Here is a 24,281-nt window from a genome sequence, read left to right on the forward strand (position 1 = left end):
CATCTACGTTGACGTTTCAAATATGTGTTCAGGATTTCTGATGGATTGCTATATACACAGAACTTGGCTTTAATGATAATCCGGGTTGCTCTACAAAGATCAGACTCAAGATTAACAATTGATTTTATAATAACTACCAAAGTTTCCGCACTAATTGATCAGCCAACATCATTGATTAATTGTGAGGGAGTCGCCGATTGCAGTGGCAAAGTAATCACATAGCGATATCCTGATTCTGAGGAACCTTGAATCGAAATTTGTCCTCCGTGTAGTTCTGCCAGCTGACAGCTAAGTAACAGACCTACTTTTTCACGAGATAAATTACCAGATAAAGCAGCTAAATTCTGATCAGCAGCACCGACCAAGATTCCTAAGTGATCCTTCATCAAGTTTTCTGACTGCTCCCAGATTCTAGGCCAATTCTCCTGATTTTCTGAATGAAGATTATACTTTCCTGCCTCGCGCACCATTTCCAACATTGCTGAGGAATCGACGCGTAAGTAAGGATCGATCTCGCTGATACCATCTCCTAACCAGGGATGGGAAACCCAAACAGTAATGCAGAGTGTATTTTCCTGATAACCAACGTGAATACGAACAATACTGCTTGTAGCAGAAAGTTGAATCACACTAAATATCAAGTGATACAGCATTTGCCGAACTTTATCTTTATCCAAAGGCCAAACGCGATTGCGCCCTGGTTCTATAGATAAGCGAATATCTTGCTCACGGCGACCAGCTACTTCTGATAGGGTATTGATAGCTTGTTGACACAGCATTTCCACATCGACAGGAACTAAGTTCAACGCATTTGAACTATCATCCATGATTCCTAGTTCTGTAATTTCATTGACTAAGGAAAGTAAGTAACGCCCACTGTTTTGGATAATTTCTAGATATTCCCGCTGCTTAATCGTTAAAGGCCCATAAATTTCCCGGCCGAGAACACCAGCCATTCCCAGTACGGACGTTAAAGGTGTACGTAACTCTTGAGTTAGCTGACCTAAAAGTTCTAGTTTGAGTTGCTTAGTGGAATTATAGGTTTTGTCTAAAATGGGTGGGGCAATTTTTAGGTCTATTGTCTGATCTTCTGGGAATGAAAAACTAGGAATTCTGCGAGCAGGAATAGGAATATTTTCTGATTTTCCTTGCAGTAATCGGTTGCGTTCAAACTCACTCATGCTCCAACGAGCAATAATTTGCAAAAACTCAATATCTCGCTCTGTAAAATTGCGGGGCTGGCGATCCATAACTGCTAATGCACCTAAGCAATACCCAGAAGCATCAATTAATGGCGCTCCTAAGTAAGAGCGGATACCATAATTCTGCACTAATTTACTAGAGGCTATTTCTGTATTATTAATGTCTTTAGTATCATTAATTACTAATATTCGTAATGTCTCTACCACTTGGGTGCAAAAGGAATCTCGGCGTAATAATTGACGGCTTTTTGCCAGATCATTCATTAGTCCTAATCTTGATAAGCCTACCGATGATTTTAACCAGTGGATTTCTTGATCTATAAATCCCAAAATAGAAATCTCAGCTTCTAAAAAGTGGGCAGCGGTTTGAGTGGCTTCTTCAAATACTGGAATGGTTTGGGGTTGCTTCAACCCTAATTCTGACAATAGTTTGAGGCGTTGTTGTTCTTGGGCTGGTAAAGAATTCCAACCATCACTGGAGGCAAATAATTTATTTTCATGGTCTACCATTACCGCTGCTACCTTAATACTGTGAGTGGTCTAACTACTTTGATGGAATTACTATTTCCTATTCCTTAGGATTCCCAAATTCAACCTCCGATTAACAACTTTGTCAAAATTTCTGAATTTCATTTTGGAATTTGGGGACAGAGGATCTAGAATTAATTACTGGTAATAAAAATTTTCCTGAGTTTCAGGATTTTTACTTTTTTAAGCTAGGATATTGCTACCTAATTTTTAATCCTACTTGGTCATAAATCAAATGATTACTAAAGTTCCTTTTGTAGACCTGAATTTACAACATCAGCCTATTCAACTTCAATTGCAACAGGTAATTCAGGATGTATTAGCAAAGGGAGATTTTATTCTCGGTCAAGCTTTGTCGGATTTTGAGGTAGGCTTTGCTGCCGCATCTGGTACGGAATATGGAATTGGTGTGGCATCTGGAACCGATGCGATCGCTCTTGGTCTGCAAGCTTGTCACATCGGTACTGGTGATGAGGTCATTTTACCAGCTAATACTTTTGTAGCCACATTGATTGGTGTAGTCAGTGCTGGAGCTAAACCAATTTTAGTGGATTGTGACCCGAAAACAGCCTTAATTGACTTAGAAGCAGCCGCTCAAGCCATTACACCCCGAACCAAAGCCATTATTCCTGTACATCTGTATGGTCAGATGGTCTCACCTAGCCAATTATTAAACTTTGCTCATACTCACAAAATCTTAATTTTTGAGGATGCAGCTCAAGCACACTTGGCAGAACGGGAAGGATATAAGGCCGGTTCATTAGGTATTGCCGCCGCTTTTAGTTTCTACCCCAGCAAGAATTTAGGGGCTTTTGGGGATGGAGGTATGGTAGTGACTAAAGATGCAGAGGTAGCTGCAAAAATGCGTCGCTTGCGAAATTATGGCTCATCTCAAAAGTATTTACATATTGAATCAGGTACAAATAGCCGCTTAGACACCTTGCAAGCCGCAGTATTAAACCAAAAACTACCCTATTTATCTCAGTGGAATAGCGATCGCTTAACCATCGCTAAGATGTATGATAGAGAACTAGCACCCTTGGCTACTGCTGGTATTATTCCTATGCAAAACCAAAGCGGCACAGGACACATATATCATCTTTATGTGATTAAAATTGATGATTCTTGCCCCCTAGAACGTCAGCAATTACAAACACAATTAACCGCAGTAGGCATTCAAACTGGCATTCATTACCCAATTCCTTGCCATCTTCAGCCTGCATTCACTTATTTAGGTTATCAACCAGGAGACTTTCCCCAATCAGAAAATCTATCTAAACAAATACTATCTTTACCAATGTATCCAGGTTTGACAAATAGCCAAATTAAAGAAGTGATAACTGCTATTCATTCAAATGTAAATAGTACAAAAAAAGGTGATGAAGTTAAATAAACTTTTCCCTAAATACTCACTATTTACTGATTATTCCTGATTAGACTTTTATAATTTCATCCTGATTTAATTGTGAGTTTCAACTATGGCTATCCAGCAACAATTAAAAAGCAGAAACACGGAACAATTGTTAAGTTTTAGCATTTTAGGAATTTTGTTATTGCTCTATAGTCCTATCTTGTTACATTGGTTAGATGGTTGGCTGCACAAGAATATTAGTATAGAACATGAGTATTTCAGCCACGGTATTATTGGTCTACCGTTTGCTGGTTATTTAGCTTGGACAAACCGGAAACAGTGGCAACGTCTGCCTAATATTATCAATCCTGTTGGCATTGGCTTATTAATAATAGGGGCAGTTTTTTATCTCAGTGGTGTAACTGAATGGGTAAACCTTTCGTTACCCATCATCCTTACGGCAATATGCTTATGGTTTAAGGGAATACCAGGGTTAAAATTAGAGGGATTTCCCCTAATCCTAGTATTTTTAGCAACTCCAACAGCATTACCTTATTTGATAACTCCCTATAGTTTTCCTCTACAAAGCTTTATTGCTGGTACAGCTGCGTTTATCCTCAATCAATTTGGCATGAAAGTAGTAGTAGATGGTATAAATTTATATATAGGTGGGCGAATCGTGGAAGTAGCTCCCTATTGTGCAGGTTTGAAAATGTTATTTACCACTCTTTATGTGGGTTTAATGCTGCTTAATTGGACAGATGCTTTATCTTCACGACGGATAACTTTTGGTTTTCTATCTATTGCTGTGGTTATCAGTGTAACTGCTAATATTATTCGTAACACTTTACTGGCATTCTTTCACGGTACAGGCCAAGATGGAGCTTTTTCATGGCTACATGAAGGTTGGGGTGGCGACCTCTATTCGGGTTGTATGTTGTTATTATTAATACCTTTGCTAAATTGGATGAATAGTTACTTAGTAGAAGCACCACCAATGAAATTAGACGAGGAAGTGCAGGAAGTGTAAAGAATTTAGGCGTTGCTGAACAAGGGGATGATTGAGGCTGACGCTCTTACGCGGAGACAGGGAGACGCGGTGATTATATATTGATGCAGATTCTCAAATCATCCCGCAATTATGCAACGCCAGAATTTATAGTTGGAAATGGGAAGTCGGAATCAACTAGATAATTTTGTTGGTGTTCTCAGTACCTTAGTAGTTGCTACACTTGCCCGTTTCATCGAGTATAATGCTGTCTAAGTGTTGAAAATTTTACTAATGACTTCCTTATCAAAGTTTTTCAAGGGACAGCAATGGAGTCAGTTGGCAGTGCTAATATTACTGCTAGTGTTGTTAGCAGCGGGAGCCGTTCCTGGATACCTAACAGGAAAATGGTCATGGAAACAGCCACTACCAGTAATTAAACTCAAGGAATTGAAAAATATCCGCAAAGTGGGATTAAGTCTTCCTGGGTGGCAAACTATTAAACAGTCAGAATCACAAATTGGCGAACATCAATGGTCTTTACAGATACTCAAGCAAGAAAAGTCAGCTATTGAGGCTATACTGCTTTTGCTACCACAAAATGGACCGAGGGATCAACCAGAGATAGAGTGGACAGATGTTAACGGCTGGGGGAAATTAACTTGGGGAAAGTGGGATATAGCTCAATATCGTCCTGCTGAATTTACTGTTAAACAGCCCACTCTTCAGTCAAATACAACCAAAAAAGTTGCAGCTAGATTTTTTCGGGCTACAACACAACAACAAACTTTTGCTGTTTTACAATGGTACGCAATGCCAGATAGTGGAACTTCATTACCAGTGAATTGGTTTGTGGCAGACCAATTAGCACAGTGGCAAAAAAAGCGAGTTCCTTGGGTAGCTGTGAGTATTTTGATACCAATGGAGCCTTTTGGACAAGCAGAAACATCTTGGCCACAGCTTCAGTCTCTGGGTGAAACAGTGCAAACTGCATTGATGGCAAAAATTCTTTAGAGTATATTATTTAACCATACTGCACTGATGTTGACAGTTTCTAGTTTTTATATGCGTACATTCAGCGCCTTGTGTTTTTTAACTATTCAGGTATGTGTTAGCTTAATCACATCCATCCCACCTGTTGTAGCCCAGCCTTCGACATCTTCAGAACCAGCACCAGAGCAATTTTCCGCACCTGCTGCCAGTAATGAAAATCAGGAAATTTCACCACAATTCAGCCGCTATTTCTTAGGGATAGGAGATGGAATTGCCGTCGTTGTTCAGCGTCCTCCTGGAATTTACCGCTTAGGAGTTGGAGATTCTATTGCTGTAACAGTTGAGCGGTTTCCAGACTTAAGTTTTCAAGCGGCAATTAATTTAGAAGGAAACATTGTCGTACCGCTGTTGGGAGTCATATCTTTGCAAGGCTTAACTTTGCAAGAAGCACAGGAAAAAATTCGCTCTAGCTTAGATCGTTATGTCATTAATCCAAAGATATTATTATCACTAAGTGGGCAACGTCAAGATTTGAGTTTTCAAGGAACAATTAGTCAAGACGGCAATATATTGGTTCCACAAGTCGGGAAAGTTTTTATACAAGGCTTAAGTTTAGAAGAAGCCCAAGAAAAAATTCGCTTGGCCTTAAGTCCGATTACTACTGATACAGTCATATTATCTTTGACACAGATGCGTCCAGTACAAATTACAATTACAGGGGAAGTATTTCGTCCAGGAATTTATTCTGCGGGTTCAGGAATGCCGCGAATTACTGATCTTTTGCCTTTAGCAGGTGGTTCTACCTTGACCGCTGACCTCAGACAAGTGCTAATTCGTCGTCAATTAACTGATGGTTCCATAGTTTCACAAACTATTAATTTATATACGGCTTTGCAAAATGGTGGTTCACTGCCTCAGGTGCGCTTACAAGATGGGGATTCAATAATTATACCTCGTCGAGAACTTGGTACTGATGACGGTTATGATCGTAAATTGGTGGCACGTTCAAATTTAGCTATCCCCCAGATTAAAGTCCGAGTTCTCAACTATGCTGCGGGAGGAATTTCCCTTCAATCGTTACCCAATGGCAGTACATTTCTAGACGTGTTAGGAAGTGTTCCTCTGAATACTGCTAATCTTAGAGATATTGCATTGGTTCGTTTTGATCCTGAAAAAGGAAAAGCTGTTACTCAAAGACTTGATGCGAAAAAGGCACTTAGTGGCGATGTTTCTCAAAATGTAGCATTACAAGATAATGATGTAATTGTTGTTGGCAGAAATCTTGTTGGTAAACTTACTAATTTATTGAGTACTATCACCCAACCTTACTTTAATGTACAATCATTTATCCGCTTTTTTGAAAATTTTGGTAGCGGCTTATTTGGTGGTGGGTCAAATTAAAAACTTTTCCAAAAATTATGATTGATAACTAATAATTAATAACCAATTAAATGCTATGACACCACCAATTGTTAAACGTTATATAATTGCATTTGAAAAGTATAAATGGGTTGGAATAGCTAGTTCTTGTTTAGTAGTAGCTGGTTCTATAGTAGTTGCAATACAACCAGATCCACCAGTTACCTACGTAGCACAATCTGCTTTAAACTACGTTAGTCCAACAATTTCTTTCTCCAAAACAGGGACAGATATTCAAGAACAAGGTAAAGAACTAACAGAAGATATTTTATTATCCAACCAAATTCTTGAAACTGTGGCAGCTAAAGTCAAAACTAAACCAAAAACGATTGGTTCTAATGTGACAATTAAATTTCCTAAGGGAGACAAAAGTGGGAAATTAAACTCCATTATCCTGAGTTATGTAGATAGCAATCCTAACAGAGCTAAAGAGGTATTGAACGAATTGATGAAGTTAATGGTTCAGTTAAGTGGTGAGATTAATACTGGACGATTAAAAACTATTATTAAAAAATTAAATGATCGCTTACCAGAGTTTAAACAAGAACTCCAAGCCGCTGAAAATAAACTAGAAGAGTATGATCGCCGAGAAAGACCAGCAATTTTTGCAGCTGAAAATGGAAGTTTGCTAGGTGGGATTACGTCTAGCCAGAATCAACAAAGACAAATTCAATTTACCATTTCTGGGATTGATGCCCAAATCCGTAGTTTAGAAAATAAATTGGGGTTAACAGTCGGACAGGCTTATGTTTCTTCAGCTTTGAGTGCCGATCCAATTATTGCCAGCTTGCGATCGCAAATTTATCAAGTTGAATCACAAATAGCTGTTCTTAAAAAAGATTTACGACCTGAACACCCCACAATGATTCAATTACAGCGTCAAAAAGAAGCCTCTGAAGAATTACTTCAAGAACGTGCCTCTGAGGTGTTAGGTGGTGGTGGGATGGCAGCTCCTATCCGGGGTAATGTTACGGGGATTCGTACCCAAAGTAGTCTAGATCCCACGCGACAGGCATTAGCAAACCAAATGGTAGCTTTGCAAACTCAACGAGAGACCCTAGAACAACAACTAAAACAGCAAAAGCAACAAGAGGAACAATTAAGGAGAGAATCTTCTCTTGTACCCAATAAACAATTAGAGCGATCGCGTTTGGAGCAGGTAGTTGGACTGAAAAAAGCTATCTATGACCAAATGCAAGCCAAGCTAACTGACGCTAAAACTGCAGAAGCAGAAACTGTCAGTAGTCTCAGTATTGCTAATCAGCCAACAGTGAGTGCAACACAGATTAAACCAAAAAGTGTGCCTTCTACATTAGCTATCGGTGGCTTCTTAGGTGTAGTTATTGGTGGGGGTATTATATTTTTGTTGGGGTCATTGGAAGGAACTTTCAAAACCAGAGAAGATATCCGCGAAAGTCTCAAACAAAAGGAAGTGCTACTGCTAGGAGAATTGCCTTTGATCCCAGTTGATGATTTGGATCAAGAAGCCTTACCAGTCCTGCTTTCTTCAGACTCGCCATACTTAGAGTTTTATGAAAAGTTTCGTAGTAATTTGCGCCGGATAGGTGGTCAAAACTTGAAGGTGATATTGATTACTAGCGTCAGTAGTCAGGAAGGGAAAACAGTCAGTGCTTATAACTTGGGTATAGCTTCCGCACTGGCTGGTAAAAGAACCTTAATTATCGAAACCGATTTGCGATCGCCCTCCCGTGCTTCAGCCTTGAAAGTTTCTCCTGATTCCTATGCTACTATTGAACCTCTGCTTTATTATTCCAGCTTGAGTGACTGCATTCGCTTAGTTCCCGATGTAGAAAATTTATACATTATTCCCAGCGCCGGACCAGTACGTCAATCTGCTGCTATTATCGAATCAGGGGAAATGCGCCGTCTCATAGAAGACGCACGCGAACGCTATGATTTAGTTATATTGGATACCAATCCTCTCAGTATTTCCAATGATCCATTATTAATTCAACCCTACAGTGATGGTATAATTCTGGTGGCACGACCAAACCATACACAAGAAAATATGTTAGGTGAAGCCATTGATCAATTGGTAGAAGATGAGTTGGGGCTGTTAGGAGCTATTATTAATGGTGCTGATATCAAAGTTAATATACCTGCACCAGTAGTAGAATTACTTGTCTCGCCGCCGGAAATAGACTTAGAAGTTATCGAACCAGCAGCCGAAATTTCAACTATTTTCGGCAAAAAATAGAGACTAATCACGCTGAAGCAACCTAAACAGGGGAGCAAAAATCATCCCGAACACAAAACCACCGATATGCGCCCAGTAAGCAACACCTCCAGTTTCTACACTCATATTGGCAGATGCTTGCAGACTAGCAAAACCAGAAATCAAATTTTGAATAAAGAAAAGACCAATCATTACCACTGCGGGAACATTGATGATGGTGACAAAAAAACCTAGGAAAACTAAGGTTTTAATTTTTGCTTGAGGAAACCAAAGCAGATATGCACCTAAGACCCCAGCAATTGCACCACTAGCCCCCAAGGAAGGAATAGCAGAATTCATACCAATAAACCATTGACATAAGGCAGCAGAAGCACCACAAAACAGATAAAAAATTAGATATTTAAAATGTCCTAAGCGATCTTCAATATTGTTACCAAATATCCATAAATACAGCATATTTGATATGAGATGCCACCAACCACCATGTAAAAATTGTGAAGTAAATAACGTTGTCCACTCCCCAGCAAAGTTATTTGTCAACTCTTGTGGTACTACAGCATATAACTGAAAAAACTGCTCTAATTGCCCATTAGACAAATTTACTTCATGCCAGAAAATGAAAATATTCATTCCAATCAATCCGTAAGTGAAATACGGAGTGATTCGTGTTGGGTTTTCATCGTAAAGAGGAAACACAGGAGTTTTTTCTCATGATATATTAATTGCAATATAACCTGATTGGCTGGAAATTGATCAGCGAAACCGAAAATAATTCCGTGTATTTATTGTAGCAATCTCTATTTAAATACCAGTTATTTTTATAAAAATTTTAAAGGAATTTGCGAGAAATTGTTCACATATATAAAGTCATGATCTACAGATGTAGTTTGTCTATTTAATCCACAAACGTTGAAATTAGCAGCACTGGCCGCAGCTAACTCTTTTGAAGAGTCAGACAGGAACAAAATTTCTGGCGGGAGGACAAGTAATTCTTCTGCAATGGTAAGGTAAGACTGACTCTCCGTCTTATTGCCTGTAGTTGTATCGAAGTACATGGAGAATAATGGAGTTAAATCCCCCATTAAAGTATTTTTAAACAATAGTTTCTGAGCAGCAATAGAACCGGAAGAATAGACAGCTAGGGTTAAACCCTTAGCATACCAATGTTGAAGACATTTGACAGCATCAGGATACACATGAGCCTTCAGATCACCACTGTCATAACCTTCTTCCCAGATTAAACCTTGTAGAGTTTTTAATGGAGTAATTTTGCGGTCTTCAGTGTGCCAAATCATCAACTGACTCAGGCAGCTTTCCACATCAAGATTTGATTGGTTATTAATTTCTCTAACTTGTTGGAAGATATCTTGAATAATCGACAATTCTAGGTGATTATATACCCAGTCTGATAAATGTTTTGCAGAATACGGAAAAAGCACTTCATGTACAAAACTAATATCGGTGGTAGTACCCTCAATATCGGTCAGAATAATTTTAAGTCGGTTGCCTTGGTAAGTAACTGTCATAGAAATATTTGGTATGTAGGAAACGAGCGTGTCTTTAGACCTGAGAGGAAAGCAACACCAGCGCTAATCAGCTTGTGATGGACAAATAACAACTTTAAAATTTTAGTATAGATTGCGATCGCAAATCTTCTGAAGCTGGGCGCAAGCAAATTTATATCATGTCCGGTTGTTCGCGTAGCGTCTCGTCAGAAATATACTTATCATTTAGACTGACGCGGAGAATTTTTTTTGATAACTGAATTAGGCGGAAATGATATGACGGCGTTACATAATTGCAGGATGATTTGAGAATCTGCATCAATATATAATCACCATGTCCCCGTGTCCCCGCGTCAGCCTCAATCATCCCCTTATTCAGCAACGCCGATACGTATCAGTGTCCTCAGATACCCAGCCCTCTATTCAAACACCATCTAAATTTCCCATAGTTCAATAAACGCATTATACTTACCAAAGCTTATACTAGATTAAGCTGTATATATCCTCCCTGTATCGGTTTCTAGGTGCAATTAGACTATGCTGCTAGGTGGACGTTATGAAATGATCGAAGTCTTAGGAACTGGTGGTTTTGGCGTTACTTATAAAGCTACAGACACCCAAAAACCCAGTAAACCTATATGTGTGGTGAAGGAACTTCTCCCTCAACACCACTTTAATGTTCGTGTTGCGAATTTTTTTGATAAAGAAGCAAGAATTTTAGAGGTATTGGGTACACATTCTCAAATTCCTCACCTACTAGCGTACTTTGAGGAAAACCAAAAATTCTACATAGTGCAGGAATTTATTCAGGGACGGTGTTTAGACAAAGAAATTCTCCGCGGTAAGCAGCTTAGTGAGGGTTATGTCACAAAATTATTACAGGATGTTTTAGAAGTTTTAGCATTTGTCCACCAGCAAGGGGTGATTCACCGCGATATCAAACCGCCAAATCTCATTCGGCGACAGCAAGATGGCAAAGTATGTTTAATTGACTTTGGAATAGTCAAGGAAATGGCTACCCAAATGCTCAATAGTCATGGTAATCTGCAAAGTTCAATTGTGGCAGGTACTTATGGTTATATGCCATCAGAACAGGCTAGAGGAAAAACTGTTTTTCAAAGTGATATTTATGCTGTCGGGATAACTGCTATTCAAGCCTTAACAGGTTTACATCCCCAAAATATTGAAGAAAACCCAGAAACAGGAGAATTAGAATGGAAACAAGCAGTCCAAGTCAGTAACAATTTAACGGAAGTACTCACAAAAATGGTGCGTCGTCACTATAGCTTACGCTACTCCAATGCTCAAACAGCTTTGGCGGATTTAAAAAAATTAACTTCTTCTCTACCTACAGTAATTCCAGTTCCTACTCCTGTCAGAAATATATATTATCAAGAAACAGCAAATCTCGCTCAACAAAGTAACGGAAAATTTTCTTCTACAGTGTTGAAAATATTGGAAGTTAAAAGAATTGAGTTAGGCTTATCTGAACTAGAAGCACGGGAAATTAGATCAGCAGTTTTACAACCCTATCGAGAGTCTGAACGTCAACAACTAAGAATGCGTCAGGAACAAGAAAGCAAGTTGAAAGAGTATCAACAAGTATTCATGAATGCTGTTAACAAGCAGTATCCTTTTAGTCCATCAATGATTAAAGACTTGAAAGACTATCGTCAATTCCTAGGTTTAAAGAATGAAGAAATTGCTATGATAGAGCAACAAATTCTGGCTTTTAAAAGAGCAGAATATGAACGTCAACAACAAGAAATAAAAAAAATAAATCAAAATCAGCAATCTATTTCAACAGGTTCAATAGCAGGAAATAATCCTCAGCCAGAATCAGAAAATATATTAAGTGACAAACTAGAATCTTCTTCTATTTTTAAAACTAAATTAGTTGAATTTGAGACGGCAGAACTAATTTTAAAATCTAGATTTTTGGGTTTAGGAACAGCCTGGGAAATTCAGCGCAGTCAGAAAAAAGCAGAGTTATTTTTAGAAGAATTAGAAAATGGCATAATTTTAGAACTAGTTATTATTCCTAGTGGTACTTTTTTAATGGGTTCACCAGAAAATGAACTAGAAAGCACCGATAGGGGAAGTCCTCAACATCAAGTGACTATCAAACCATTTTTTATGGGGAAATTTACTGTCACCCAAGCACAATGGAAAGCTGTTTCTTGTTTCCCAAAAGTTCAAATTGATTTAAACCCAGACCCATCTCATTTTAAAGGTGCTAACCGACCAGTCGAACAAATATCATGGTATGAAGCACAGGAGTTTTGCGCGAGATTATCACGAAAAACAGGTAAATTATATCGTTTACCCAGTGAAGCAGAATGGGAATATGCTTGTCGTGCAGGTACAACTACACCATTTTATTTTGGTGCTACTCTTAGCACTAATTTAGCAAATTATAATGGTGAATATGTTTATAGTAATGGCTCAAAAGGTGTTAACCGCAAAGAAACTACAAATGTAGGAACTTTTCCCGCTAATGCTTTCGGTTTACACGATATGCATGGTAATGTATGGGAATGGTGCGAAGATGGTTGGTATGATAATTATATAGGTGCGCCAATTGATGGTAGTGCGCGACTGAGTAGAAGTGATAAACATCCTCGTCGTTTGCTGCGCGGTGGTTCTTGGTCTTATCGTCCTGTTTACTGTCGTTCTGCGTATCGCGTTAATTACGTTGCGACTTGCAAGGATTTCAATCACGGTTTTCGTGTTGCTTGTTCTGCTACGAGTTAGTAGTTCTTTATCAAATATTCCTACTTCACAAAATAAGATTTTTTAATTACATAAATCATGTTTTCTACCAATTCTCTAGAGAATCAACTTCAACGCTGGAACAAAATTATTCATAATCAACCAAATAACCCTAATGCTTACATTCAACGAGGGATGTTTTACTTTAAACTAGCTAAAGTTGAGGAATCAATTCAAGATTTTGACACCGCAGAAAAATTAGATTCTAAAATCACACCCTATCTTTGGCAACGTGGTTTATCTTATTATTATGTTGAAAGATTTGCTGAGGGTGCTAAACAGTTTGAAATAGATTTAACTGTAAATTCTCAAGATGTGGAAGAAACAGTTTGGAGATATCTTTGTATTGCTCGTTTATCAGGTGTGACAGAAGCGCGTAATTCTCTATTACCTGTGAAAAATGACTCCAGACAAATTATGCGTTCTGTCTATGATTTGTTTGCGGGAAATTGTACAACTGATGATGTGTTAAATGTGGGTAAGTTGCATGGAGTAAAGGGTAATTTTTACAGTCATCTTTATTTAGGTTTGTATTATGAAGCTGAGAATAATGTGGAGTTAGCGCAAGAGTATATTGTTAAAGCTGCTGATAATTACAAGATTGATGACTATATGTGGTATTTAGCAGTGGTGCATAAAAAATTGCGGGGGTGGATGTAGCGCGTTAAAAACGGATGCTGTTATAATACCTAAATACCAACAAACGCTAAAATCTTAACTCAAAAAGCTGTACACAATATGTCTTTAGAAATTCAATTTAGAAACCTGGTTGATACCACAAGCTCAACATTAGCTGAATATGATATAGAGAAATTAGATTTTTATAGGCAGTATGAACACTATGGAATAGCTTATGACGATTCTTTAAAAGGTGAAATAGTAGAGCTTCATCTTCAACGAGTAGTACAAGAATCTCTTTGTGGTGGCTGTGACTCTGATTTTAAGGTATCACATTTACGGAAATTAAGAGAATATTTTATTCTAAGCTATATAGTTGATAAAAAAACTTTACAGCCTTATTTGGCTATTTTAGAAAAAATTCTCTTCTTTATAACAAACGGTAGTATTTATTCTTTAGATCATGAAAATCAATGGCGAACAGCTATTCAAGCAGTTAAGGATATTAGAACTCTAGCTGGTCCGATTGCAGAACCTAGCATGGAAGACTTTCAAGAAAGATATAAACGTCAATTTGCAGTAGGTTGTGCAGCCAAGAATTTAAAGGAAAAAGGCTATGAATTAAGTATTGAAGATGGAAAAGTAATAATGAACCCTTCAGAAAAAGAGAGATTAATCAAGCAACTTGAGGATGATATAAAATTTCTTGGTGGTATAAACGTAGTTTCTAATTTATTTGCTTGGATAGAAAATGAATATTCGTTTAATCATAAACAAGAAAGATATCATTTAGTCCGCACTTTTGACTCAAATGAGCCAAATGTACCTGTATCTTATCTTATAAATCTTGCTGTTAAAAATCCTCTAAAATCACCTAAATTAATTTCTGGTTCTCCAGAAGATACTTGGAAAAGATTAATTGAAACTTCTAGGGAATTTGCAGCAATATTTGATGTACAGCTTTACGAACGACTTCCAATATTTTTCCAAACAATAGACACTTTAGTCAACTTTTTACAAGATATTACAGTTTATGATAGCATATTTACTCTAACTCAATTGCGACCATCTGATGTTTTAAGAATTTTACGTGGTTTGTTTGGATGGATTGATAGAGGTTTGTTTAGAACTAAAACAGGGTTAGATTTAGATCAAATTTTTGAAGTTATAGAGACAATTATTCAATCAGCAAATCATGATAGAACACCAACTTATTATGATTTTCAATCTCTAGCATCAAAAATGCCCAATATTTCTCACGAAAGTCTGAGAAACATCTTAGATATCCTATCACATGAGAAATCTGCTAATCACAACTTAAAATTCCCCAATGATATTTCATCTGTAGATTTTCAATTTAAGCCTCTTTTGAAAACAAGCAATGATGAATATGTAATGTTAAATCCATCATGGTGTTCACCTGCTTTTTATCAAGCTATTATTTCTTTTCTAAAACAAAATGAATATATAATTTCTTATATTAAACAGCAATTTGACAATAAAAGCCTTGATCAAAAAGTTGGTCATCAAATAGAAGAATTTATTAAAGAGGAGTTTCAAAAAAAAGGAATATCTTGCAAATTCGGTAAATATAAGATTAATGGTATCCAAGGTGAATGTGACTTAGTTGTGGAAACTAAGGATACAATAATATTTATTGAAGTTAAAAAGAAAGAATTAACGCCACAAGCCAAGGGTGGTAATCAAGTTGATATATTTCTTGATATTACTAGAAGTTTAATAAAAGCACAAACTCAGCTTGCAGGACATGAAGAATTAATTAGGGAATCTGGTTGCTTACCGCTAAAAACTGGTTCAAGAATTGATTTAGATGGAAGAGATGTTGCTAAAATAGCAATTACACTATCAGATTTTGGTGGACTCAATGATAGAAATGTTGTATTTTTACTCGATCTAATGATTAGGAATCAAATTGATATAACCGATTTACTATTTCAAACAAAAGCTGATAAAGTTCAGGAGGAAATAAATGACCTTTTAAACAAACTAAATAATTTAAACTCTACTACTTCCAACTCTTCACCTTTTTCCAACAGTTGGTTTCTTAGTGTTCCACAGTTATTAGTTTTACTTGATAACGTAAATTCTAATGAATCGCTAAAAGCAGAACTATGGAAAACACGCAACCCATCTACAGGTACACTCGATTCTTATTTTGAATATTTTTATTTTGATAAGGTAAGGACATACAGAAATGATATACAAAGTTTATGATATTGTAGGTGAATATGCTATCACCGTTGATGGTGGACAAAAGCTATATAATCAGATTCATCCATATTTACTAACTGGTGAAACTGTAGAGTTAGATTTTGCAGGAGTGGAAATTTTTGCACCTCCATTCGTAAATTTTGCATTTGGTCAATTGTTGAAAGATATCCCAGCAGAGAAGTTGAATCAATTACTGCAATTCACTTCTCTCAATGATGATGGGAGGGATGTTATTAAACACGTGATGGCTAATGCTAAACGTTATTACTCTGATGAAAAATATCGTACTGCTGTGGATACGGTGATTACAGATATGGCTAGAACTTTCTAACGTCCCAACATTTTATCCCTTAAATGTTTAATGCGATCGCGTAATTTTGCCGCTTCTTCAAACTCCATCTTTTTCGCTGCATCTTTCATCTGTTTTTCTAACAATGTAATTAACTCAGGAATATCTTCTAAAGATAATTCATCTATATGTTCATCAACAAGTTTTAAATCACTCGCATTCAACCGCCGAGATACATCTAAAAAAGACAAAATTGCATTACCTGATTTTTTGATAATTGGTTGGGGTGTAATTCCGTGCATTTTGTTGTGTGCTATTTGAATACCCCTTCTGCGGTCAGTTTCATCAATAGCTTTAATCATGCTTTTTGTTAAATTATCAGCATACATGATCGCCTTTCCGCGAATATGTCGGGCTGCGCGGCCAATGGTTTGAATTAAAGAACGTTCCGCACGTAAGAAACCTTCTTTATCTGCGTCCATAATTGCAACTAGAGAAACTTCTGGTAAATCCAAACCTTCTCTTAGCAAATTCACCCCAACCAACACATCAAATTTACCTTCACGTAAATCTTGTAAAATCTCAATACGTTGAATGGAATTAATCTCAGAATGCAAATATCTGACTTTAATGGCTTTATCTTCCAAATATTCAGTTAGATCTTCCGCCATGCGTTTAGTTAAAGTAGTAATTAACGTTCTTTCGTGGCGGTCAACTCGATCCTTAATTTCTCCTAATAAATCATCAATTTGTCCTTCTGTAGGACGAACAAAAATTTCTGGGTCAACTACTCCTGTTGGTCTAATTACTTGCTCAACTATATTATCTTCAGAAATTTCTAATTCCCAATTTCCAGGAGTAGCAGAAACAAAAATACATTGATTAGGCTTTTGCCAAAATTCATCTGCTTTTAAAGGACGGTTATCCGCAGCACTGGGAAGACGAAAACCATGATCAATTAATACTTTTTTTCTGGCTTGGTCGCCATTATACATTCCCCGAATTTGGGGAACAGTAACGTGAGATTCATCTATTACCAATAACCAATCTTTAGGAAAATAATCAATTAAACATTCTGGTGGTTCTCCAGCTTGTCTACCTGCTAAATGACGAGAATAGTTTTCGACACCGTTACAATATCCGACTTCTCGTAACATTTCTAAGTCGTAACGTGTGCGTTGGTCTATGCGTTGTGCTTCTACTAATTTTCCTAATTCTTCTAATGATAATTTTTGCTGTTTTAATTCTGCGGAAATATCTTCACAAGCAACATCTAAACGTTCTTCTGGGGTAACAAAGTGACGTGCAGGGTAAATATTTACAGATTGTAAACTACTGAGAATTTCTCCAGTTACGGGGTCAATATAACGAATTGCATCAATTTCGTCACCAAAAAATTCAACGCGAATTATTCGGTCTTCATAAGCTGGACCAATTTCTAAAACATCACCGCGAACGCGGAATTTTCCCCTACCCATTTCTATATCGTTGCGGCTATACTGCACTGATGTTAAATCGCGCAAAATCTGCCTTTGATTAACTTCCATACCAATCTGCAAAGGGATGGCTGCTTTTAAATATTGTGCCGGCATTCCTAAACCGTAAATGCAGCTAATTGAAGCCACAACAATGACATCCTTGCGTTCAAATAGAGAACGGGTGGCGGAATGTCGCAACATATCTATTTCATCATTAATCGCCGCTGTTTTTTCTATATAGGTGTCGGTGACGGGAATATAGGCTTCTGGTTGATAATAGTCGTAATAGCTGACGAAATACTCAACAGCGTTGTTGGGAAAGAATTCCCGTAATTCATTACATAACTGCGCGGCCAGGGTTTTATTATGCGCCAATACTAAAGTCGGTTTACCGATTTTCTCAATAACTGCGGCGATAGAAAAAGTCTTACCAGTTCCCGTCGCACCGAGTAAAGTTTGGTAACGATTACCCGCTTGGATGCTGGCTACAAGTTGTGCGATCGCTTGAGGTTGATCGCCAGTTGGAGTAAAGGGAGCTTGAAGACAAAATTCCGTCATACAGTTTTGCTGAAGATACCCTTTACCATAGTAGCTTCACCATCTGTTCCCGTGGGGCTTTAATGGTCAAACCGATAATTAGCAATAATTTTTAACAAAATGTGACTCTTTAAATTTACTTATGTATCAGTTGTCAAGAAACTTATCTTTTAGCCTGGTTTTTTAAGGTTACACTCTTATATATAGGAAAAAATATATCTTTCCTTACTTATTGTAAAATTCACTTAATAAGCCATAGGTGTTAATTTATCAAGCGCCTGAGCTTCACAGGAGACATAACAGTGGAAGAAAATAACCAGAGTACTAATTTGAACACAGAAGAAGGTTCTCAGGGAACAATTATAGTTGCTGGAGAGCATCCCGCTGGCAGCAATGGCTTACAAGTCGCAGAAACATTCTCAAGCGCTGGATTACGTCCTATTGGCACAAGTAGCTTGGAAGTGGTTGAATCCTATAACGAAATGGGAATTCGTCCCATCGGTGCTAACACATTCCAAGTCGTTAGTAGTATTAACCTGTCTGGTATTCGTCCCATTGGTTCCAGTTCAATAATGGTGTCTGAAAATTATTCAGTCTTCGGTAATCGTCCAATAGCACCAAATATTGTTGATGATTCGGAAATTCTGATGGGTTTTCTAGATTAGATCCGATCTGAAAAGTTTTGGGCGGATATAATATTGCCTCTAGCACACTACGATTAAGCAGTTACGTAGTTTGCCGGAGGCATAATTAATTTAAAATCATCAAGCTTTAGCAATAATTGGATTTAAATTTCTCGTTCCCATACTCTGTATGGGAATGAATTCTAGAAGGCTCTGCCTTTAATAACCGCTTGAGGCAGAGCCTCTGTGATCACATTACCAGTCAGAGACTGGGAACGAGATATAGGAAATTTACGTAAATTTTCTATAGTAGGTTGTTAACTGTATATGTATTAATCTTAATAAATAGCTGGCTTCTGCCCTGAATATGTGGATAATAACGTGGCAGTCTGCCTAGAGTTTTAGAAAAATAGACATTATCAGCAGGGTGAAGATCAGCAATGGTTAAAGCAATAGGAATTGATTTGGGGACAACTAACTCTGTCGCTGCTTTTAAGTTGGCAGAAGTGGAAGTAGTGACAGCAAATGATAACACGCCCCCAGAGAGGAAACTCACGCGCTCTGTAGTTGCTTACGACCAAGGTAAATTTTTAGTCGGAGAACAAGCTTACAACCAGCTACGCCATGACCCCGAAAACGTGGTTACTTCAATTAAACGGTTAATGGGTAGGGGTTTTGGTGATTCAGCAGTAAATAAGCAAAAATCAGAATTTGGTTACAAAATTTCCCAACCGACACAGGGAACAGACAACAGCATTGCGGTGTGGGTAGGAAATCAAGAATACCAACCAGAGGATATTTCAGCGGAAATTCTCAAAAAAGTGGTGCAAAATGCCCAAGCTTATCGTCAAGAAATTGGTAAAATCGACCAAGCTGTAATTACTATTCCGGCTTATTTCAACGATAAACAGCGTTATGCTACCCGCACCGCCGCACTGAAAGCTGGACTAACACCTTTGGAACTGCTACCAGAACCGACAGCAGCAGCGATATCCTACGGGTTTTCACCTAATAGCGACGATGTTAAGACGATTTTGGTTTATGACTTTGGCGGTGGGACATTTGATGCTTCAGTAATTACCGCAGCCGGAACTTCATTTATTGAACAGGGGAAAGCAGGAGATTTATGGTTAGGTGGCGATGACATCGACTCACGGCTAGTGAAGTTTGTCAAAGAGCAAGTTGCTCAACAAGAAAGAATTGGCGATATTGAGGGATTAATCGCCAAAATGCCCTACTACCAACGGGTAAGGTTTAACGCTGATTTAAAGATAGCGGTAGAAAGGGCAAAAGTAGAATTAAGTAGTTTTACAGTGGCGATGATTGCGCCTTCTACGCAATTATGTGATGAATTGGGAATTGCAATTCCCATTGAGGTGGAAATCACCCGCGAGCAATTTGAAATCATGATTAGTGATTTGGTGGAAAATTCGCTGCAAATTTGCCGCCAAGCTTTAGAGTATGCTCAATATCATTTAGAAATGGTAGATGTGGTGCTTTTGGTAGGTGGTTCTTCCCAAATTCCTTTGGTACAAAGCAAACTTAAACAGGCTTTTGGCGCTAATAAAGTAGTTTTGCATCCTCGGCCTATGTACGCAGTGGCTGAAGGTGCAGCGATTGTAGCGGCTGGACAAACAGATAAAGTCACCACAGTATCCCGCGATTATGCCATTAAATTAGCAGATGGCAAGTATACAAAAGTGATTAATCGGGGTGATATTTTGCCAGTGACAACATCCCACACTTTTAAAACTATCGCTGAGGGACAACGCCTAATTCATTTTCAGTTTTTCAGTCCAGATGAAGATAATAATTATGAAAGAATTGGGGAGATGTGGTTGGGTTTAGATGAAAAGTATCCAGCCGGAACCGAAATTATAGTGTATTTAGAGTTGGATGAAAAGAACAGCGATTTGCGAATGACAGCAACTTTAAAAAATACTCCAACGGTGAAAGTTAGTTGTACTTTTTCTCGTGGTCGTTCTGATGAGAGAATATATCAAGATTTAGAAGATGCGATCGCCCAACTCAATCACCAAAACCTAACTACATTCGGTGTGGAGGAAGCGCTGAAGTTAGCAGTACCAGTGGTGCAATTAACTAACCAAATTATTAATCCTGTCACAGGAGAAGAACGCAGCGATTTACGTCTACGGGCTGGAGAGAATTTGCAAAAATTCCAGGTTTCTATGTCTCCAGAACGTCTAGAAGCGGAAACTCAGTTGCATGAGTGCGATCGCATAGTCAGACTTTGTGGATTTATGATTCTCCAACCCCAGCAAGAACGATTGCAAAAACTCAGTCAAGAACTGGAATCTGCAATTAACAACAATAACCGCTCCGCAATGGAGTATCATAGCGAAGAAGCAAGACGAGAACTCAGCAACCTACCCGAAGAAGTACAGGTAATTCAAGCTTGTATTATCGCCATTCAACAAGCCAAAGCAGTCGCACCTACCCAAGCAAATGCGATGTCTGACAAACTTTCCCGCATACTAACGGCGATGGAAAATAACGATAGCAACGAAGCCGAACGTTTGTTGCGTGAACTACAACCAGATGTCCAACATTGGCTAAATCAAGATTTACCAACTAATAGCATTATCACAGGACTGACGCGATGAATACCAAGCTCAACTGTCCTGTGTGTGGTTATCAAGAAATTGAGGGTAATATTTGCCCTAACTGTGATGCTAATCTTACCCTCATTCGCACACTTCAAGATTTACCTCAACTAGAAAAACCGCTTTTACAAAGCAAATTTAGTAAATGGACTTTGACTGTAGCTCTGCTAATGTTGATCATAGGTATTGGATTAGGTGCAGGAGGCAGTTTTTTGATTTTGCAATCATCTCCTTCTACTTCCACAATAGTTAGTACCCCCAAAGCAGCTATAAATTCATCTTTGACATTGAAGCAGCCACCAAAATCAATTTTTTACACAGTTAAATCAGGAGATAGCCTGAGTTTAATTGCTGAAAAATTTTGTGGACAAGGAACTGATTGGCAAATAATGGTTCCAGCTAACCCTTTCTTAGAAAAACGGGAAAACTACTATATAGATCCTGGGGAAAAATTAGCGATTCCTCATAGTTGTCAGGAGAAGAATAAATGAGCCTTCTTGACAGCATCAAAGAAACAAGTCAGAAAGCCGAAAAACTTGCTCAACATAAGCAACTACGGGAAGCCATTACTATTAGTCAAACCGCACTCGCTGTTTGGGCAGAAAAACCGGGTTTTTGGGAACGTTGGCTAGGTAAATTATTAATCGGTAATCTTGTCAACAAACTAGAACAACAATTAGAAAATTGGCGTAAACAAGTTGCAGAAGCCGATAATTTAGCTCATCAAGCCCAATTGATTCTTGAGCGAGATCATGGCGATCCTTTTGAAACTCAAGCTTTATCTAGTGCGATCGCAATTTATCATCTTCATAACCGAATTCTTCACGATAAGCAGGTATCATTAGCGATTCAAAACAGCCAACAGGAACTGGAAAAGCGAGAACAATTTCAAGTCTTGGTGAAGCAAGCACAATCACAGGCAGAAAATCGCTTTTTTATCAATGCACTCACCACATATCAAGAAGCTGAAAATTTATACTCTACAGATTCAATAAAACAAGCTATTTCAGAAGTTAAAATCCAAGTTCAGCAAGAAGAAATTTACACTTCGGCGCTAGAAAAAGCACAGCAAGCTGTATCTGAAGGCAGATTACGGGGAGCGATAGCACTTTTAGATTTTTCTTTGGCAAACTTTCCTCGTTCTGATGGCATAAATTTACTCAAAAAGATAAAATTAATAGTCCAAGGTAGAGAACTATTCCGTCAAGGATTAGCAGCCGAAAAAGCCGGTTCTTTACCAGCAGCTAAATCTTTGTATGAAAATGCAAAATCCCTTTTACCTGATTTTACAGATTGCCAAATCCGCTTAGGTTTAGTTGCAATTAAAATGCAAGATTGGGAAAATGCACTATCTCACTTACAAGGTTTATCAGGACAACAAGCTGCTTATTTACGAGGTTTTGCACTAGCGCAACAAGCAAATTTACAGTTAGCTTATCGAGAATGGCAAGATATATCTGCTGCATCAATAACTGAACAACGAGAAATTGTTAAACGCATTGCTCAACATCAACGTTTACTATGTTTACAGAATATTGAAGAATTAGTCAAAGCTGAAAATCTAGAAGCAGCAAAAAGATCCAGTACGGAATATATCCAAAAATTTGGAGATAATTCTGTGGTTGAACTTAATCTTCAAGAACATATTCAACCAAGTTTAGAAGCATCTGTTTGGAAAGATTCAGACTGGACAAATATTGCTAATAAAATGCAAAATATCTGGATTGTTAATCCTAATATTACGACATTACACAATTGGACAGTAGCTAATTATTATCATTCCCAAAACCATCCTGATAAATTATTAGATTTAATTATTTCTGTATTTACTGCAATAGCAAATTTAACAATAGATCCAACTCTGGAAGATGTACCTTGGTTGGGAAACCAAGCTGTTGATTTTACTTCTATATCTGTAGAACTAAAACGCCGTTTAGAAGCAGCAATTGATAATATCAAAAATACCAATATTGAAGATTATGACGCTTATTTAAATCTGCGTGATTACTACCGTTGGGAGTTAGTCGCACTCAGATTTATGGGTGAACCGGCGAACTCAGGAATACAAGTCAATAATGTATTTATCACACCTGGATGTTATCAACAATTTAGTTCCCAATGGCAAAATTTAATCAGATATACAATAGATCCTAGTCAAAAAATTCTCCGTTCTCTTTATACACCTTGGGGTTTAGCAGTAGCAGCTTGTTTAGAAAGTGATATTCAAAGAGCAATTGAAATCAAACCTGTAAATCAAGCTACTAATGAAGTTGAAGAATTTGCCCATAACTTCATCGCTTATTATCAAGGTTGCTATTACTTACAGCAACAAAAATGGCAATTAGCAATTCTACCGTTACAAGATGCTATAGCCGAAATTGAAGATAATCAAGATTGGCAAAAAGAAATCGATAGACTTTTTAGTTTGCAACGTCAAACCATATCAGAATTTCCAGAACATTTAAAATTTGCTCAGTTTTGGTATGATATTATCAGCAGTAATTCCGCTAGAAGTTATTTAGCTGAATATAAAGCAGAAGAAATCAGAAAGCAACTGATTAATGAAGAAATTACCGCAGTAAAAGCTTTAGAAAAACTGCAAGAAATTAAAAATATTGATGACGATAATCCTGTTGTCATCAGCATGATCGAAAAGGTGGAATTTAACCAAGATTTGGAAAAAATCGAGCAACTTTTTCATCAAAATCGTTTTGAAGAAATGGTAAGTAAAGCTAAAAAATCACGCTATGATAGAGTACGTTATATTGTCGCCGAACTTTTTATTGATTTATTAATTAATGGGATTAAAAATGATACTTTAACTGATGGTGAAGCCATCCTTAATCTAGGAAAATGGGCTTTTGAAATCTGCCCAGATGAACCTGCATTCCAAGAAATTTACCGTAGCCTAAGATTGTGTTGATA

General features: G+C 37.7%; 17 protein-coding genes. 13 read left to right on the forward strand and 4 right to left on the reverse strand.

The features are described 5' to 3' along the window. Positions 1–158 precede the first annotated feature (158 nt). Positions 159–1,712: a GAF domain-containing sensor histidine kinase gene (locus tag ANA7108_RS0115650; RefSeq protein ID WP_016951744.1), complete on the reverse strand. Its 1,554-nt coding sequence runs from the start codon at positions 1,710–1,712 to the stop codon at positions 159–161. Positions 1,713–1,965: 253 nt separating this feature from the next. On the opposite strand from ANA7108_RS0115650, the gene ANA7108_RS0115655 reads away from it, so the two are divergent. The 5 genes from ANA7108_RS0115655 (at position 1,966) to ANA7108_RS0115675 (ending at position 8,699) form a co-directional block, all read left to right on the forward strand. After that, complete coding sequence (locus ANA7108_RS0115655; protein WP_016951745.1) at positions 1,966–3,123, forward strand: DegT/DnrJ/EryC1/StrS aminotransferase family protein; 1,158 nt, start codon at positions 1,966–1,968, stop codon at positions 3,121–3,123. A gap of 85 nt (positions 3,124–3,208) precedes the next feature. After that, on the forward strand, positions 3,209–4,111 hold the full coding sequence (crtB, locus tag ANA7108_RS0115660) for a cyanoexosortase B (RefSeq protein ID WP_016951746.1): 903 nt from the start codon (positions 3,209–3,211) through the stop codon (positions 4,109–4,111). A 252-nt stretch (positions 4,112–4,363) separates the two neighbouring features. Beyond that, complete coding sequence (locus ANA7108_RS0115665) at positions 4,364–5,083, forward strand: cyanoexosortase B system-associated protein (protein WP_016951747.1); 720 nt, start codon at positions 4,364–4,366, stop codon at positions 5,081–5,083. A gap of 51 nt (positions 5,084–5,134) precedes the next feature. Then, a complete protein-coding gene (locus ANA7108_RS0115670) occupies positions 5,135–6,463 on the forward strand; it encodes a polysaccharide biosynthesis/export family protein (protein ID WP_016951748.1) in 1,329 nt (442 codons plus the stop codon). Positions 6,464–6,518: 55 nt separating this feature from the next. Then, positions 6,519–8,699 (forward strand): polysaccharide biosynthesis tyrosine autokinase, encoded by a 2,181-nt coding sequence (locus ANA7108_RS0115675; RefSeq protein ID WP_016951749.1) that lies wholly within the window; start codon positions 6,519–6,521, stop codon positions 8,697–8,699. Positions 8,700–8,702: 3 nt separating this feature from the next. Here the strand turns inward: ANA7108_RS0115675 and ANA7108_RS0115680 are convergent, their stop codons facing one another. Beyond that, positions 8,703–9,374, reverse strand: a complete 672-nt coding sequence (locus ANA7108_RS0115680) for a rhomboid family intramembrane serine protease (RefSeq protein ID WP_016951750.1) — start codon at positions 9,372–9,374, stop codon at positions 8,703–8,705. A 122-nt stretch (positions 9,375–9,496) separates the two neighbouring features. Then, entirely contained in the window at positions 9,497–10,204 is a 708-nt protein-coding gene (gene mtnC, locus ANA7108_RS0115685) for an acireductone synthase (protein ID WP_016951751.1), read from the reverse strand. Positions 10,205–10,720: 516 nt separating this feature from the next. Here mtnC and ANA7108_RS0115690 point away from each other — a divergent pair. The 4 genes from ANA7108_RS0115690 (at position 10,721) to ANA7108_RS0115705 (ending at position 16,136) form a co-directional block, all read left to right on the forward strand. Then, the gene (locus tag ANA7108_RS0115690) at positions 10,721–12,937 is read left to right on the forward strand and encodes a bifunctional serine/threonine-protein kinase/formylglycine-generating enzyme family protein (protein ID WP_016951752.1); all 2,217 of its coding nucleotides are present in this window, start codon (positions 10,721–10,723) and stop codon (positions 12,935–12,937) included. Positions 12,938–12,994: 57 nt separating this feature from the next. After that, complete coding sequence (locus ANA7108_RS0115695; protein ID WP_016951753.1) at positions 12,995–13,615, forward strand: hypothetical protein; 621 nt, start codon at positions 12,995–12,997, stop codon at positions 13,613–13,615. Positions 13,616–13,693: 78 nt separating this feature from the next. Then, a complete protein-coding gene (locus ANA7108_RS28220; protein WP_016951754.1) occupies positions 13,694–15,808 on the forward strand; it encodes a hypothetical protein in 2,115 nt (704 codons plus the stop codon). Continuing rightward, entirely contained in the window at positions 15,789–16,136 is a 348-nt protein-coding gene (locus ANA7108_RS0115705) for an STAS-like domain-containing protein (RefSeq protein WP_016951755.1), read from the forward strand. The genes ANA7108_RS28220 and ANA7108_RS0115705 overlap by 20 nt, the downstream gene beginning before the upstream one ends. Here the strand turns inward: ANA7108_RS0115705 and uvrB are convergent. Then, positions 16,133–18,130, reverse strand: a complete 1,998-nt coding sequence (gene uvrB / locus ANA7108_RS0115710; protein ID WP_016951756.1) for an excinuclease ABC subunit UvrB — start codon at positions 18,128–18,130, stop codon at positions 16,133–16,135. The two genes, ANA7108_RS0115705 and uvrB, sit on opposite strands and share 4 nt — an antisense overlap. A gap of 281 nt (positions 18,131–18,411) precedes the next feature. On the opposite strand from uvrB, the gene ANA7108_RS0115715 reads away from it, so the two are divergent. The 4 genes from ANA7108_RS0115715 (at position 18,412) to ANA7108_RS0115730 (ending at position 24,279) form a co-directional block, all read left to right on the forward strand. Continuing rightward, the gene (locus ANA7108_RS0115715; RefSeq protein WP_016951757.1) at positions 18,412–18,774 is read left to right on the forward strand and encodes a hypothetical protein; all 363 of its coding nucleotides are present in this window, start codon (positions 18,412–18,414) and stop codon (positions 18,772–18,774) included. 398 nt (positions 18,775–19,172) lie between these two features. After that, the gene (locus ANA7108_RS0115720; RefSeq protein ID WP_016951758.1) at positions 19,173–21,356 is read left to right on the forward strand and encodes an Hsp70 family protein; all 2,184 of its coding nucleotides are present in this window, start codon (positions 19,173–19,175) and stop codon (positions 21,354–21,356) included. Next, the gene (locus tag ANA7108_RS0115725; RefSeq protein ID WP_016951759.1) at positions 21,353–21,847 is read left to right on the forward strand and encodes a LysM peptidoglycan-binding domain-containing protein; all 495 of its coding nucleotides are present in this window, start codon (positions 21,353–21,355) and stop codon (positions 21,845–21,847) included. The genes ANA7108_RS0115720 and ANA7108_RS0115725 overlap by 4 nt, the downstream gene beginning before the upstream one ends. Then, positions 21,844–24,279 (forward strand): hypothetical protein, encoded by a 2,436-nt coding sequence (locus tag ANA7108_RS0115730; RefSeq protein ID WP_016951760.1) that lies wholly within the window; start codon positions 21,844–21,846, stop codon positions 24,277–24,279. Before ANA7108_RS0115725 ends, ANA7108_RS0115730 begins: the two co-directional genes overlap by 4 nt. The last annotated feature ends 2 nt before the right edge of the window (positions 24,280–24,281 follow it).

Source organism: Anabaena sp. PCC 7108, from assembly GCF_000332135.1.
In the GTDB taxonomy this organism is placed as follows: domain Bacteria; phylum Cyanobacteriota; class Cyanobacteriia; order Cyanobacteriales; family Nostocaceae; genus Anabaena.

What these genes read in the sequence shown, in the direction of transcription:
- ANA7108_RS0115705 (WP_016951755.1), top strand. Translation starts at nt 15,789, where the DNA reads ATGATATACAAAGTTTATGATATTGTAGGTGAATATGCTATCACCGTT.
- ANA7108_RS0115675 (WP_016951749.1), top strand. Translation starts at nt 6,519, where the DNA reads ATGACACCACCAATTGTTAAACGTTATATAATTGCATTTGAAAAGTAT.
- mtnC (WP_016951751.1), bottom strand. Translation starts at nt 10,204, where the DNA reads ATGACAGTTACTTACCAAGGCAACCGACTTAAAATTATTCTGACCGAT.
- uvrB (WP_016951756.1), bottom strand. Translation starts at nt 18,130, where the DNA reads ATGACGGAATTTTGTCTTCAAGCTCCCTTTACTCCAACTGGCGATCAA.
- ANA7108_RS0115670 (WP_016951748.1), top strand. Translation starts at nt 5,135, where the DNA reads ATGCGTACATTCAGCGCCTTGTGTTTTTTAACTATTCAGGTATGTGTT.
- ANA7108_RS0115690 (WP_016951752.1), top strand. Translation starts at nt 10,721, where the DNA reads ATGCTGCTAGGTGGACGTTATGAAATGATCGAAGTCTTAGGAACTGGT.
- ANA7108_RS0115730 (WP_016951760.1), top strand. Translation starts at nt 21,844, where the DNA reads ATGAGCCTTCTTGACAGCATCAAAGAAACAAGTCAGAAAGCCGAAAAA.
- ANA7108_RS0115655 (WP_016951745.1), top strand. Translation starts at nt 1,966, where the DNA reads ATGATTACTAAAGTTCCTTTTGTAGACCTGAATTTACAACATCAGCCT.
- ANA7108_RS0115695 (WP_016951753.1), top strand. Translation starts at nt 12,995, where the DNA reads ATGTTTTCTACCAATTCTCTAGAGAATCAACTTCAACGCTGGAACAAA.
- crtB (WP_016951746.1), top strand. Translation starts at nt 3,209, where the DNA reads ATGGCTATCCAGCAACAATTAAAAAGCAGAAACACGGAACAATTGTTA.
- ANA7108_RS0115665 (WP_016951747.1), top strand. Translation starts at nt 4,364, where the DNA reads ATGACTTCCTTATCAAAGTTTTTCAAGGGACAGCAATGGAGTCAGTTG.
- ANA7108_RS0115725 (WP_016951759.1), top strand. Translation starts at nt 21,353, where the DNA reads ATGAATACCAAGCTCAACTGTCCTGTGTGTGGTTATCAAGAAATTGAG.
- ANA7108_RS0115720 (WP_016951758.1), top strand. Translation starts at nt 19,173, where the DNA reads ATGGTTAAAGCAATAGGAATTGATTTGGGGACAACTAACTCTGTCGCT.
- ANA7108_RS0115650 (WP_016951744.1), bottom strand. Translation starts at nt 1,712, where the DNA reads ATGGTAGACCATGAAAATAAATTATTTGCCTCCAGTGATGGTTGGAAT.
- ANA7108_RS28220 (WP_016951754.1), top strand. Translation starts at nt 13,694, where the DNA reads ATGTCTTTAGAAATTCAATTTAGAAACCTGGTTGATACCACAAGCTCA.